The sequence below is a fragment of the Flavobacterium procerum genome (genome assembly GCF_042431625.1).
In the GTDB taxonomy this organism is placed as follows: domain Bacteria; phylum Bacteroidota; class Bacteroidia; order Flavobacteriales; family Flavobacteriaceae; genus Flavobacterium; species Flavobacterium procerum.
Genome location: NZ_JBHLYW010000001.1, coordinates 37,730 through 53,462 on the forward strand (window position 1 = coordinate 37,730; position 15,733 = coordinate 53,462).

The 15,733-nt window shown below is 36.3% G+C and carries 7 protein-coding genes; all 7 read left to right on the forward strand.

Features of this window, described 5'->3' with window-relative positions:
* Positions 1 to 124 precede the first annotated feature (124 nt).
* Positions 125 to 2,524, forward strand: a complete 2,400-nt coding sequence (locus ACFFLS_RS00130) for a glycoside hydrolase family 31 protein (protein WP_379683909.1) — start codon at positions 125 to 127, stop codon at positions 2,522 to 2,524.
* A 368-nt stretch (positions 2,525 to 2,892) separates the two neighbouring features.
* Positions 2,893 to 4,899 carry a glycoside hydrolase family 97 protein gene (locus tag ACFFLS_RS00135; RefSeq protein WP_379683908.1) on the forward strand — a complete coding sequence of 669 codons (2,007 nt, stop codon included), beginning with the start codon at positions 2,893 to 2,895 and terminating at the stop codon, positions 4,897 to 4,899.
* 324 nt (positions 4,900 to 5,223) lie between these two features.
* The gene (locus ACFFLS_RS00140; protein ID WP_379683907.1) at positions 5,224 to 6,789 is read left to right on the forward strand and encodes a GH39 family glycosyl hydrolase; all 1,566 of its coding nucleotides are present in this window, start codon (positions 5,224 to 5,226) and stop codon (positions 6,787 to 6,789) included.
* 86 nt (positions 6,790 to 6,875) lie between these two features.
* Complete coding sequence (locus ACFFLS_RS00145; protein WP_379683906.1) at positions 6,876 to 9,113, forward strand: glycoside hydrolase family 3 C-terminal domain-containing protein; 2,238 nt, start codon at positions 6,876 to 6,878, stop codon at positions 9,111 to 9,113.
* 89 nt (positions 9,114 to 9,202) lie between these two features.
* On the forward strand, positions 9,203 to 10,708 hold the full coding sequence (locus ACFFLS_RS00150) for a cellulase family glycosylhydrolase (RefSeq protein ID WP_379683905.1): 1,506 nt from the start codon (positions 9,203 to 9,205) through the stop codon (positions 10,706 to 10,708).
* Between the two features lie 114 nt (positions 10,709 to 10,822).
* Positions 10,823 to 12,769 (forward strand): sialate O-acetylesterase, encoded by a 1,947-nt coding sequence (locus ACFFLS_RS00155; protein WP_379683904.1) that lies wholly within the window; start codon positions 10,823 to 10,825, stop codon positions 12,767 to 12,769.
* A gap of 196 nt (positions 12,770 to 12,965) precedes the next feature.
* Positions 12,966 to 15,374 carry a glycoside hydrolase family 95 protein gene (locus ACFFLS_RS00160; RefSeq protein WP_379683903.1) on the forward strand — a complete coding sequence of 803 codons (2,409 nt, stop codon included), beginning with the start codon at positions 12,966 to 12,968 and terminating at the stop codon, positions 15,372 to 15,374.
* The last annotated feature ends 359 nt before the right edge of the window (positions 15,375 to 15,733 follow it).

Genomic DNA, 15,733 nt, shown 5'->3' on the forward strand with positions numbered 1-15,733 from the left:
GTGACAGAAAAATGGCCACAGATTAAAGGATTAAAAAGATTTAAATCTGCTCAATCTGCGAGAGAAAAGAAAAAGAAAAAATCCTTTCGAATCCTTTTAATCTGTGGCAAAAAATAACTAACTAATGAAAAAATCACATTTAAAAACCTTGTTTTCGATCTGCGCTTTCGGACTTCTTACAGTTCCAAATGCATCAGCGCAAATTCAAAATGCAGATGTGCTGAACGCACCAATCGATATCAGTAAAGATTTTCAGAACTATCTGAATACTTTTTATTTTGCAGACGAACTAGCTTCTTTTGATCCCGCAACAGGAAAAGGAACGATTAAATATCTGCGATACAATTATAAAACACGTCAGGCTTTCAACAACATGATGATGAAACCAGATGTGGAAAAAGCAAACGAATTTCCAACAACAGAATATGCAGAATATCCTGTTTTGCCTTTCGAAATTCAGTTTGTTTCAGATAGAACGGTTAGAATCAAAACGACTTCTGGACCACAGTTTCATCCGCAGAAAGAATCTTTAATGTTGGTTGACGGTGTTGCACCAAATCATCCTGAATTATGGAAATATGCTAAAATAGAAGGTGGTCACAGTTACACAAGTAAACATGGACGAGTTGAAATTTTGACAAAACCTTGGCACGTAAAAATCTACGATGAAAAAGGAAAATTACTGACAAGTACACTTCACGATACCGACTTTAAAAATACATACACGCCGACACTTCCATTTTCTTACGTTCGCAGAAACAGCGATTATTCAAGAAGTATGGGCGCGGCTTTCAGTTTAGAACCAGACGAAAAAATATTTGGATGTGGTGAATCATTTACACAATTCAACAAACGCGGTTCAAAAGTAGTTTTATGGACAGATGACGCTAACGGAATCCAAAATGAAACGATGTACAAACCGATTCCGTTTTACATGAGCAGTCGTGGTTACGGAGTTTTCATGCATCATTCAACACCAATTACAGTGGACTTCGGAAAATATTTTTCAAGTGCCAACGAAATGTACATTGGAGATGACGAAGCCGATTTGTTTTTCTTCATCGGAGAACCAAAAGACATCTTAGATCAATATACGAACCTAACTGGGAAAGCGGCAATGCCACCACTTTGGTCTTTCGGTTTCTGGATGAGTAGAATTACCTATTTCTCTGAAAAAGAAGGACGTGAAGTAGCAAGAGATTTACGTAAATACAAAATCCCAACCGATGTTATTCACTTTGACACAGGCTGGTTTGATGTAGATTGGAGAAACAATTACGAGTTTGCAAAATCTCGTTTCCCGGACGCCACAAAAATGATGGCTGATTTAAAGAAAGATGGTTTCCAAGTTTGTCTTTGGCAGCTGCCTTATTTCACGCCAAAGAATACTTTGTTTCCTGAAATCATGGATAAAAACTTAGCAGTAAGAGACAAAAAAGGAAATCTTCCTTACGAAGATGCTGTTTTGGATTTCTCAAACCCAGAGACAATCACTTGGTACCAAGGAAAATTGAAAAAATTATTTGACGAAGGTGTAGCAGTTTTCAAAGTTGATTTTGGCGAAGCTGCTCCGCCAGACGGAATTTACCATTCTGGAAGAACTGGTTTCTACGAGCATAATTTATATCCGTTACGATATAATAAGGCTGTCGCCGAAATTACTCAGAAAGAAAAAGGATATACTTTAATCTGGGCTAGAAGTACTTGGGCAGGTTCGCAACGTTATCCTTTGCATTGGGGAGGAGATTCTGAAACTACAAACGGAGCAATGTCGGCAGAATTACGTGGTGGACTTTCATTAGGTCTTTCAGGATTCAGTTTCTGGAGTCACGATGTTGGAGGTTTCGCAACAAAATCTCCTGAGAATATTTACAGAAGATGGACACCGTTCGGAATGTTGACTTCACACGTAAGAAGCCACGGAGAACCACCTCGCGAACCTTGGTTATACAGCAAAGATTTCTTAGAAGGATTTAGAAAAGCAGATAATATGCGTTACGAATTAATGCCGTATATCTACGCTCAGGCAAAAGAAAGTTCTCAAAAAGGTTTACCAATGATGCGTGCTTTATTTGTAGAATATCCAAACGATCCGGGAGCTTGGTTGGTTGATAATCAATATTTGTTTGGTTCAAGTATGTTGGTTGCACCACTTTTTGAAGAAGTTGAAGAAAGAGATGTTTACCTTCCGGAAGGAACTTGGATTGATTACCAAACTAAAAAAGTATATCATGCAGGATGGCATAAAATCAAAGCTGGTGAAATTCCAATTATTGTTTTGGTTAAAGACGGAACTGCAATTCCACACATTGGTTTAGCACAGTCTACAAAAGATATGGATTGGAGCAAATTGACTTTAAAAGTATTTGCAAGTGACAAAACCACTTCGGCGACAGCCAAAGTATTTTTACCGGAAGGCGATGCCGTACAAGAAATAAAAGTGAACAAAACTGGAAACAATTTCGAGGTAACAGCAAATCCATTAAATGGAAAAACCATTTTTAAAACCGAGTGGGCAAAATAAAGATTTAAACACGAATTGCACGAATTTTCACGAATTGAATTTGTGATAATTTGCGGAATTTGTGGTGAAAAAATAAAGCCACAGATTACACAGATTAAAAGGATTAAAATCTGCTTAAATCTGCCGAATCTGCGTGAAAAAAAAAAATTAAACACATAGAAACATAGATTTTTGTTTGTGAATAAAAGAAGTTAGAAAGAAACTAGTTTCTAACACATAGAAAAGCTATGTGCATTTATACAAGTGAAACGCCTTTTTTTAGGTTTCTAATGAGCTATGTCTCTATGTGTTTAAAAAATATAGCCACAGTTTTAAAATTCATATAATCCTTTAAATCTGTGGCTAAAAAAAATATAATACCAAAAAACATGAAAAACTATCTAATTCTCCCAGCCGTATTGTTTTCGATAGCAATAGGCTACAGTCAAAAAACGAAAAGCGCTTACGAACTGGCATCGCCAAACGGAAAAAACAAAATCAAATTTGAGCTGGTAAAAAACGCTCCAAAATATGCCGTTTCTCACGGAAAGACAGAAGTCATTTCTCCGTCAGATATGGGATTTGTATTGAAAGGAAACGAAGACTTAAGTTCAAACTTTGAAATAAAAGGAGCAAAAACTTCTACGTTTGACGAAACTTGGGAACAAGTTTGGGGAGAAAAGAAAAACATCAGAAATCACTACAATCAATTGGTAGTCGATTTACAGCAGAAAACAGGAAACAAAAGAAAACTGCAGATTCAGTTTCGTGCTTTTGATGATGGAGTAGCTTTTAGATATGTGTATCCAAAACAAAATGTAAAAGATAGTATTTTCATCATGGATGAAAAAACGACTTTCAACTTAAAAGAAGATGGAAAAGCGTGGTGGATTCCAGCAAACAGAGAAAACCGTGACGAATATCTTTTTAAAGATGCGCCGGTAAGTACTTTGGATACCGTTTTAACTCCACTAACAATTGAAAGCAAAAGCGGATTAGCGTTAAGTTTCCACGAAGCAAACCTGATTGATTTCGCCAGTATGACTTTGGTGAACAATAGAGGAACAGAATTAAAATCGGATTTGGTTCCATGGCCTGATGGAGTTAAAGTTCGCGTAAAAGATACTTTTACTTCTTCATGGAGAACACTTCAAATTGGAGAAAATCCAGGAGAATTGATTACTTCTTATTTGGTTTTAAACTTAAACGAACCGAACAAATTAAAGAATACGGCAAGTTATTTCAAACCTTATAAATATTTAGGAATTTGGTGGGGAATGCACATCGGGAAATATACTTTTTGGGAAAGCGACAAACAAGGCGCAACGACTAAACACGCCGAAGAATATATCGATTTTACAGCAAAAGAAGGTTTCCATCATTTATTAATTGAAGGCTGGAACAAAGGTTGGACTCCAGGTTGGTATGAAAACCGCATGCACATGTTCAGCTTTACGAAAAGCGCTGACAATTTCGATTTAGAAAAAGTAGTGGAATACGGAAAGAAAAAGAATATCGAATTAATCGGATACCACGAAACAGGTTCAAACTTAATTAACTATTTAAAAGAAGTTGACGAAGGTTTTGCTTTGTACAAAAAAATGGGAATTCATACCGTAAAAATTGGTCACGTAGGTTCGAAACTGAATATGAAACAAATGCACTTCGGGCAGTTTGGAGTAAATTATTTCAGATATATTTTAGAAAAAGCGGCACAATACGATTTAGCGGTTTTATATCACGAATCAATAAAAGATACAGGAGAAAGAAGAACTTTCCCAAATATGGTTTCGAGAGAAGCAGCACGCGGACAAGAATATAACGCTTGGAGCGAAGGAAATCCGCCAAATCACTTGAGTATTATTCCGTTTACAAGATTGCTTTCTGGTCCAATGGATTTTACGCCTGGAATTTTTGATGTTGAGGTAAAACAAGGTTATCCTGGAAAAAGAATTCAAGGAACAGTAGGACAGCAGTTGGCATTATATGTAACAATTTATTCTCCAATTCAAATGTTGGCTGATCTTCCAGAAAATTATGAAGGAAAACCAGCGTTGCAATTCTTAAAAGATGTTCCAACAGATTGGGAAGACACTAAAATCTTAGAAGGTAAAATTGGTGAATACATCACAACTGCTCGAAAAGACAGAAATAGTGCTGATTGGTATTTAGGAACTTTAACTAATGAAAAACCAAGAAATGTTGAGGTTTCATTATCATTCTTAGATCCAAACGCGACTTACGAAGCACAGATTTATGTAGATGCTGAAGGAACAGATCAAACACATAATCCGGAAGCAGTTGCAATTTCTAAGAAAACAGTAAAATCATCCGATAAATTACAATTGAAATTAGGCGGAGCTGGCGGTGGAGCAGTGAGATTCAAAAAATTGTAATCCGTAAAGATTTCTGTAGAGACGCACTGCAGTGCGTCTAACATAGTAGTTAGAAAATAAAATATTTAGCCACAGATTAAAAGGATTGAAAAGGATTTTTTCTTTTTCTCTCGCAGATTTGGCAGATTGCTTCGCCTGTTCGCTATCGCTCGAGTGTACAGATTTAATCTTTTTAATTCTTTTAATCTGTGGCATATTTTTTTGCAGATTGAAAAAATAAAAAATTTGCTTGATCTGCTAAATCTGCGAGAGGAGAAAAAGAAAAGAGTCCTATTATCCCGATAGCTATCGGGAGTGGCAAAAAATAAACAAAACCATTTTCAGATGAAAAAATTTTTAATCATAGCAACATTCTTATTTAGTTCAATTCATTTGTTTGGACAAAATGAAAGCAGAACCATAAAAGTAGATTTCAATAAAACTGCTGGAAAACTAAACACCATGTTTAAAGAATGCATCGGTGCCGGAAGAGCAAACGAAGGTTTGAGAGCTGACTGGCAACAGCAATTGGCATTGGTTAAAAAAGAATGCGATTTCAAATACATCCGCTTTCATGGTTTATTGTCTGATGATATGGCCGTTTATCGCGAAGACGAAAAAGGAAATCCAGAATATAATTACCAATATGTAGATGTTCTGTTCGATTTTATTGTAAGTCTGAAAATGAAACCCTTTGTAGAATTAGGTTTTATGCCGAATACTTTAGCAAGTGGAAAAGAAACTATTTTTTGGTGGAAAGGCAACGTAACACCACCGAAAGATTATAAAAAATGGGAAGATTTAATTAGAAATTTAACTCAGCATTTTAAAGAACGTTACGGAGATGATGAAGTAAAAACGTGGTATTTTGAAGTTTGGAACGAACCGAATTTATCACCTGGATTCTGGAGTAGCACTCAGGAAGAATATTATAAATTATACGATTACGCAGCTCGAGGTGTAAAAGCAGTAAATCCAGCTTACAAAGTCGGCGGGCCAGCAACGGCAGGTTCAGCTTGGGTTTCTGAAACTATTGATTTTTGTGCGAAGAATAATGTTCCAATGGATTTTGTTTCGACACATACTTACGGAGTAAAACATGGTTATCTGGACGAATTCGGAACTTCGGGAACGATTTTAAATCAGGACGAATGGAGTGTAAGCGGTGAAATTATTCATTCTAGAAAATTGATTACGGAGTCGGCTAAACCGAATTTAGAATTGCATTATACAGAGTGGAGTTCTTCTTACACGCCAGCAGATCCAATTCACGATAGCTATCATTCGGCAGCTTATATTTTGCAGAAATTAAAGCAAGTTGGCAATGCTGCAAACTCCATGTCCTATTGGGTTTTTACGGATATTTTTGAAGAAGCTGGGCCAAGATTTACTCCTTTTCACGGCGGTTTTGGATTATTGAATACACAGGGAATCAAAAAACCGGCTTATTTCTCTTATTATTTAATGAATAAATTAGGAGAAACAGAACTTCAGAATTCAGACGAAGCTTCTTGGACTTCGAAAAATGCAAAAGGAGATGTTCAGGTTTTATTGTGGGATTTTACGAATACGCATCCAGGCGATAAAGAGTTGAATCAAACCTATTACATAAAAGATCTTCCATCAAAAGAAAAAGGAAAAGTAAAAGTGGAAATCGACGGAATTCAGAAAGGGAAATATGTATTGGAAATTTACAAAGTTGGCTATAAAGTAAACGACGCTTACGCGGATTATTTAGCGATGAATAAACCAAGTCAGTTAACGCGTCAGCAAGTTAATTCTATAAAAGAGAAAAATAACGGCGCACCCATTTCGACAGAAAAAATTACGATTGACGGAAAAGGGACTTTCAGCAGAGAATTCAAAATCAATGAAAATGATGTTGTGATGCTGAATTTAATTAAACAATAAAAAAGAACCACAAACATAATATTAACTGAATTTAAAGATAATAGGTGAGGAATCAAAAATCTTTAAATCAAAACACCTAACTATCTATGAAAAACAAAATGATATTCCTTTCGGCAGCTTTGGTTTTTGCATTGTTTACTTCTTGTAAAAATGATGCACAGACTTCAGCTTCAAATTCAGCGGAGATTGAAGAATATGTTGGAAAAGAAATAAGCACAGATTATGATGCAGAAATCGACAAACTGATTTCGCAGATGACATTAGAAGAAAAAATCGGAATGCTTCACGGAAACAGTATGTTTGCTAACTCAGGCGTAAAACGTTTAGGAATTCCAGAATTAAAAATGGCCGATGGTCCATTGGGAGTTCGTGAGGAAATTTCAAGAGACAATTGGGCTCCGGCAGGATGGACAAACGATTTTGCGACTTATTATCCTGCTGGAGGTGCTTTGGCAGCAACTTGGAATGCAGAAATGGCGCATACTTTCGGAACTAGTTTAGGAGAAGAATTGCGTGCAAGAGACAAAGACATGTTGCTTTCGCCAGCCATCAATATGGTGAGAACACCGCTTGGAGGAAGAACGTATGAATACATGTCTGAAGATCCGTTTTTGAACAAAAAAATCGCAGTGCCATTAATTGTTGGTTTACAAGAAAAAGACGTAATGGCGTGTGTAAAACATTACGCGGCAAACAATCAAGAAACAAATCGTGATTTTGTTGATGTGCAAATTGACGAGCGTACACTTCGCGAAATTTATCTTCCAGCTTTCGAGGCTTCGGTAAAAGAAGCAAAAGCATACAGCATAATGGGCGCTTACAATAAATTTAGAGGAGAATATTTATGTGAGAATGATTATATGCTGAATAAAATCCTTCGTGATGAATGGGGATTTAAAGGAATCGTAGTTTCAGATTGGGCAGCGGTGCATTCTACAGCAAAATCTTTGAAAAATGGTTTAGATATTGAAATGGGAACACCAAAACCTTTCAACGAATTTTTCTTGGCCGATAAATTAATTGCAGCCGTTAAATCTGGAGAAGTTTCTGAGAAAGAAATTGACTTGCATGTAAAAAGAATTTTGAGAACATTGTTTCAAGTTAAGGCAATGGGTGGTGGAACACGTGCAAAAGGAAGCATTGCGACCGAAGCACATTACCAAGACGCTTACAAAATCGCTGCGGAAGCAATCGTATTGTTGAAAAACGAAAATAATGCATTGCCATTAAAATTAGACGGAGTTAAATCTATAGCCGTTATTGGAAACAATGCGACTAAGAAAAATGCTTTAGGCGGATTTGGAGCTGGAGTAAAAACAAAAAGAGAAGTTACGCCACTTGAAGGTCTTAAAAACAGATTGCCTTCATCAGTTAAAATCAATTATGCAGAAGGATATTTAGAGCGTTACGACGAGAAAAATAAAGGAAATTTAGGAAATATTACTTCTACTGGGCCAGTTACAATTGATAAATTAGACGAAGCAAAAGTTAAGGAAGCAGTAGAAGCAGCTAAAAACTCAGATGTGGCAATCATTTTTGCAGGTTCAAACCGTGATTATGAAACAGAAGCTTCAGATAGACGAGATTTACACTTGCCATTTGGACAAGAAGAATTGATTAAACAAGTATTGGCAGTAAATCCAAAAACTATTGTGGTTTTTATTGCTGGAGCTCCATTTGATATTAATGAAGTAAGCAAAAAATCTTCTGCTGTAGTTTGGAGCTGGTTCAACGGTTCTGAAGGTGGAAATGCTTTAGCCGATGTAATTTTAGGAAAAGTAAATCCGTCAGGAAAATTGCCTTGGACAATGCCGGTTGCTTTAAAAGATTCTCCTGCGCATGCCACAAACAGTTTCCCTGGAGATAAAGCAGTTAATTATGCTGAAGGAATTTTGATTGGATACCGTTGGTTTGATACTAAAAATGTAGCACCATTATATCCTTTTGGTTACGGATTATCATACACAACTTTCGCGCTTGATAATGCAAAAGCAAATAAAGATTCTTACGCTCAAAACGATGTAATTGAAGTTACAGTTGACGTTAAAAACACAGGAAAAGTTGACGGAAAAGAAGTTGTTCAGTTATATACTTCTAAACCGGATTCTAAAATTACTCGTGCGGCTCAAGAATTAAAAGGATTCAAAAAAGCGGCTGTAAAAGCTGGAAGTTCAGAAAAAGTAACCATCAAATTACCAGTTAAAGAATTGGCTTACTATGATGTTGCCTCAAAAAAATGGACAGTTGAACCAGGAAAATACACTATCAAATTGGGAACATCTTCTAGAGACATTAAAAAAGAAATTCAGGTAACAGTAAAATAACTGTTCTCTTTATATAATAAAACCTAACTATCAATTAACGCCGGCCATTTAAAAGCTGGCGTTGATTTTAAAAACTTAAACCAAATAAAATGAAAAAACCACTCAAAGATTACTTATTGACTTTTATTTTATCCTTTGTTTTTTTAGGCGTTTTGGCTTGCAGTTCAGACAAAGAAAGCACACCTGAAACAACCATAAAAGTACTTACTGCAAATACTAGTAAAATTGATTTTGACAGCAAAGAAAATACTTCAGATGTTACTATTAATTCAGAAGCCGCAGCTTGGACTTTGGCCAGTTCAGCAAGCTGGGTAAAAGTGAGTCAGACAACTGGAACTAAAGGTAGTATCATTGTTCGAGTAACGGCTTCAGCAAATACAGAAACTACTGCCAGAATGGCTTCAATCACTTTAAGTTCAAATGAAGCAAAAACGGTTACGATAGCAGTTTCGCAAACTGCTGCAACAGTTGTTGCTGGTTTATATCCAAGTTACAATACCAATCCGATTGCAGCTGATGCCTCTGGAATGGGAAGTTCTGCGGTTGAATTGGCAGCAAAAATTAAATTAGGATGGAATATCGGAAATACTTTGGAAGCAACCGGAGGAGAAACTGCTTGGGGAAATCCAAAAGTGACAAAAGCTTTAATAGATGCTGTAAAAGCTAATGGTTTTAATGCCATTAGAATTCCGTGTTCTTGGAATCAGAATTTAGAAAATGCTGCAACAGCAAAAATCAAAGTGGATTGGTTAAACCGAGTGAAAGAAGTTGTCCAGTATTGTGTTGATAACGATATGTATGTTGTAGTGAACATTCACTGGGACGGCGGCTGGCTGGAAAACAATATTACAGAAGCTAAAAAAGTAGAAAACAATGCGAAACAAAAAGCGTTCTGGGAACAAATTGCAACACATTTAAGAGGTTTCGACGAACATTTACTTTTTGCCAGCGCCAACGAACCAGCGGTTGAAGATGCCGCTCAAATGGCAGTTTTAAATTCGTATCATCAAACTTTTATCGATGCAGTTCGTTCTACAGGAGGAAAAAACGCGACTCGTGTTTTAGTCGTTCAAGGCCCAACAACAGATATCGAAAAAACAAACAAATTAATGACTACATTGCCAACGGATAAAGTCTCAGGCAGAATGATGGTTGAGGTTCATTATTATTCACCTTGGAATTTTGCCGGTTTAACGAAAGATGAAACTTGGGGGAAAATGTTCTATTATTGGGGAAATGGTTTCCATTCTACAACCGATACAGAACGAAATGCTACTTGGGGAGAAGAAGCCGATTTAGAAAAGAATTTCAAATTGATGAAAACCCAATTTGTTGACAAAGGAATTCCAGTTTTATTGGGAGAATTTGGAGCAATTAGAAGAACGACTTTAACGGGAGATGCGCTGACTTTACATTTAAATTCAAGAGCCTATTATTTAAAAACGGTAGTCAAAACAGCAAAAGCAAACGGATTATTACCTTTTTATTGGGACGAAGGAAGTCTAGGAAACAACGGTTTCGGAATTATGAACAGAACCAATAATACCGTCTTCGACACACAAGCTTTGAACGCTTTAATAGACGGATTAAAGTAAAAAATTTAGTTTAAACCATATAAGTGATATAAGTAAATTTAAGCGAAGTAGTAAATAAAAACTTAAAATATCTTATATCACTTATATGGTTTAAAAATATTAAAATTGAAAAAAATGAAAAAAGTAATTCTTTTTATTTTATTGATATTAAGTCAGGTGTGTAATGCTAATGTAAGAATGCCTTTAATATTTTCTGATGGAATGGTACTTCAAAGAGACAAGCAAATCCCGATTTGGGGTTTTGCTGATGCGAATGAAAGCGTAGAAGTTCATTTCAACAAACAAATTAAGAAAACAACAGCCGATAAAAACGGAAAATGGACGGTAAATTTAAATGCTGAAAAAGCAGGAGGGCCATTCGAATTAATCATCATCGGAAAAAATAAAATCACAATCAAAAATGTTTTGGTTGGAGAAGTCTGGATTTGCAGTGGACAATCAAATATGGAATTTCAGGTTTTCAAAACCATGAATGCCGAAAAAGAAATTGCAGATGCTAATTATCCAATGATTCGTCATTTTGGCGTAGCGCAGGATTTAAGTGGAACTCCAAAAGACGATTTAAAACAAGGAAAATGGGAAGTCGCCAACAAAGAAAATGTGGGCAACTTCACAGCAGTTGGATATTATTTTGCCAGAAAACTGTATGCTGAACTAAAAATTCCAATCGGAATCATCAATACATCTTGGGGTGGGACTAATGTGGAAACCTGGACAAGCCGTGAAGCTTTTGAAAACAGTGCCGATTTTAAAGCTATGATTGCCGATGTTCCAACTGTAGATATCAATGCCATTTTTGAAACCTATAAAAAATCGGTTTTAGACAATTTGAAAAAAGTGCAGGGTTTTGATGTTTCAATGGAAAACGAAGAGCAATTTAAAAATCCAACTTTTCAAGACAAAAACTGGCCTGAAATAAAAGTGCCATCACTTTGGGAAAATCAACAGATTGGAAATATTGATGGAATTGTTTGGATGCGCAAAACCATTGTTTTAACCGCTGAACAAGCCAAAAAAGAAGCCACTTTACATTTAGCAAAAGTCGATGACGAAGACCAGACATTTGTAAACGGCGTTCAAATTGGAACAAACAATCTTTGGGATGTCAAAAGAATTTACAAAATCCCGGCAAATGTCTTAAAAGAAGGAACAAACGTAATCGCCGTAAGAATTACAGATTACAGCGGTGGAGGCGGTATCTACGGAGATCCGCAAGATCTAAAAATTGATTTTAAAGATTCGAATCTTTCATTAGAAGGACTTTGGAAATTCAACGTAATAAAAGTAAGAATCGAAGTTTCGCCAAACAGTTATCCGTCATTATTGTACAATGCCATGGTAAATCCGTTAGTGCCTTATGCGATGCAAGGTGTTTTGTGGTATCAGGGCGAAGCCAATGTTTGGAGAGCAGCAGAATACAAAAAATCATTTCCGTTAATGATTACCGATTGGAGAACAAAATTCAAACAAGGAAATTTCCCTTTTTATTTCGTTCAGTTGTCCACTTTTGATGAATTTGGAGGAAACAGCCAGAAAGGAAGCCGTTGGGCAGAACTTCGTGAAGCACAATCTGAAACTTTAAAATTACCAAACACCGGAATGGCTGTGACAACAGATATCGGAAATGCAAAAGACATTCATCCAACCAACAAACAAGACATTGGTTTGCGTTTGGCAGCAACAGCGCTAAACAATATTTACGGCAAAAAACAAGTTCACATTGGCCCAACTTATAAATCACAGGAAATAAAAGGAAACCAAATCATTTTAACTTTCGATAACATCGGAAGTGGATTATCAACGCTAAATAACGATGAATTGAAAGGTTTCGAAATCGCAGGTAAAGACAAAATTTTTCATTCCGCGAAAGCGATAATCAAAGACAATAAAATAATCGTTTCGAGCGACAAAGTTCAAAATCCAGTTGCGGTACATTACGGCTGGGCAGATGATGATACGGCAATTAATCTTTACAACAAAGAAAAATTTCCTGCATCACCATTCAGGACCGATAATTGGGAGATGATTACGGCAAATGAGATATATAAAGTGAGTAAATAGTCATTAGTGATTAGCTCTCAGTCTCTAGTAAAAAACTAAAAAACTCACAACGATATATGTTCCGCTAGGAACATTTCATCGGTAGCAACGGATAAAATCCGTTTTTAAATTAGTTGTTTAATAAAGAATGTCAAGATAATTTTCCCTCGGAATGTCACATTTTTTTATATTAGCATCAAATAAAAACTATCCGCCTATGAAACCACACATTATTAAAAAAACAATCTTTATTTTATTTCTTTCATTGTATTGTAAGAGTCTTTCTGCGCAGTCCAAAAGTGTTTTATGGTACAAACAGCCAGCAGAATTCTTTGAAGAAAGCTTGGTTTTAGGAAATGGAAAAATGGGAGCAACTGTTTTTGGAGGCGCCAATTCAGATAAAATTTATTTGAATGATATTACGCTTTGGTCGGGCGAACCCGTAAATGCGAATATGAGTCCAGAAGCGTACAAGAACATTCCTGCCATTCGTGAGGCTTTACAAAACGAAAACTACAAACTGGCTGAAGAACTCAATAAAAAAGTTCAAGGAAAAAACTCAGAGAAGTATGCGCCATTAGGAACATTAGAAATCAATAATTCAGAAAAAGGAAAAGCGGTAAATTACCATCGAGAGTTGGATCTTTCGGATGCGATTTCAAAAGTGAGTTACGAAATGGCGGGTATAAAATATACTAGAGAATATTTCGTATCTGCTCCAGATAAGGTAATGATTATCAAATTAACAGCCGATCAAAAAGGAGCTTTAAATTTTGACATTAATTTGAAAAGCCTTTTAAAATCGAATGTTGAAGTGCGAAATAATATTTTGGTATTGACAGGTTCTGCGCCAATTAATGAAAATGCAGGATATAATGTTGTTCCGAAATATTTGAATCTGAAAGAAAGAGGAACACGATTTACAGGTTTAGTTCAAATCAAAAAAACAGACGGAACGATTACAAGTTCCAGAGAAAACTTAACTTTAAAAAATGCTACAGAAGCTATCATCTTCGTTTCTGTTGCAACCAGTTTTAATGGTTTTGACAAAAATCCGGCATCAGAAGGTTTAGACGACGTATCAATCGCTTTGCAAAATCTGAATAACGCCTACGCAAAAGCATTCGATAAACTAAAAGAATCTCATATCGCCGATTATCAAAAATTCTTCAATCGTGTTGCTTTAGATTTAGGAAAAACAACCGCTCCAGATTTGCCAACAGACGAACGTTTATTGCGCTACGCTGAAGGAAAAGAAGATAAAAACCTCGAAATCCTATATTTCAATTTCGGAAGATATTTATTGATTAGTTCATCGAGAACAACTGCTGTTCCGGCAAATTTACAAGGACTTTGGAATCCGCATTTGAGTCCGCCTTGGAGCAGTAATTATACGATGAACATTAATGTCGAAGAGAATTACTGGTTGGCAGAAAACACCAATCTTTCAGAAATGCATTCGTCGCTTTTAAGTTTCATTAAGAATCTTTCGGTAACTGGGAAAGTCACCGCAAAGACATTTTATGGAGTAGATAAAGGCTGGGCAGCCGGACATAATTCTGATATTTGGGCAATGACCAATCCGGTTGGACAATTTGGAAAAGAAGACCCAATGTGGGCTTGCTGGCCAATGGCACAGGCTTGGTTGAGTACACATATTTGGGAACATTATATTTTTACAAAAGACCAAAATTATCTGAAGAAAGAAGGTTATCCGTTAATGAAAGGCGCGGCCGAATTCTGTCTGGATTGGATGATAACAGATAAAAACGGAAATCTAATTACATCGCCTTCAACTTCTCCAGAAAACCAATATAAATTGACTGACGGTTTTGTTGGAGCCACATTATATGGAGGAACAGCTGATTTGGCGATGATTCGCGAATGTTTTGACAAAACAATAAAAGCTTCTAAAGTGCTGAATATTGATGTAGCTTTTAGAGATAAATTAGAAAAAGCATTGGTGAAACTTCATCCGTATCAAATTGGCAAAAATGGGAATTTACAAGAATGGTATTTTGACTGGGAAGATAAGGATCCTAAGCATCGTCATCAATCGCATTTGTTTGGGCTTTTTCCAGGAGATCATATCACGCCTTTAAAAACACCAGATTTAGCCGAAGCTTCGAGAAAAACTCTTGAAATAAAAGGAGATGAAACTACAGGTTGGTCTAAAGGTTGGAGAATCAATCTTTGGGCAAGACTTTGGGATGGAAACCGAGCGTATAAAATGTATCGAGAATTATTGCGATATGTTGATCCGGATGGTAAAAAAACAGAAAAACCAAGACGAGGAGGAGGAACGTATCCGAATTTATTCGATGCGCATCCGCCATTCCAAATCGATGGTAATTTTGGAGGAGCCGCCGCAGTCGCTGAAATGTTAGTACAATCTAATGAAAACGAAATAAGATTACTTCCTGCTTTGCCAGATGCTTGGGAAGAAGGTTCTGTAAAAGGAATCTGTGCTAGAGGCGGTTTCGAAATCGAAATGGACTGGAGCAATAAAAAACCGCAAAAAGTGATTGTTTCTTCTAAAATTGGAGGAAAAACAACTTTGATTGTTGGAGATAAAAAAAAAGAAATCGTTTTGAAAAAAGGAGAAAAGAAAGAAATTAGTTTGTAAAACAAGCTCCAGCGGAGCTTTATTGCAGTCCAATAAAATCCCGATAGGTTTTAAAACCTATCGGTTTTTTTGTAAAGCTTCAGAGAAGCGACATGTTTATAGCAAAAATTAGGCATTCATGATTGAGCTCCAGCGGAGCGACCTATAAATTTGCTCGTACCCTGAATGTGTCGCTCCGCTGGAGCTCTTCTATTTTTGACGTTTTGTTTTGCTATAAACATTTTGCTCCGCTGGAGCTTTTTCATTAATGCGTTAAACATTTTCTATAAACATTTCGCTCCGCTGGAGCTTTTCTATTTTTGACGTTTTGTTTTGCTATAAACATTTTGCTCCGATGGAGCTTTTTCCATTTTTTGGGT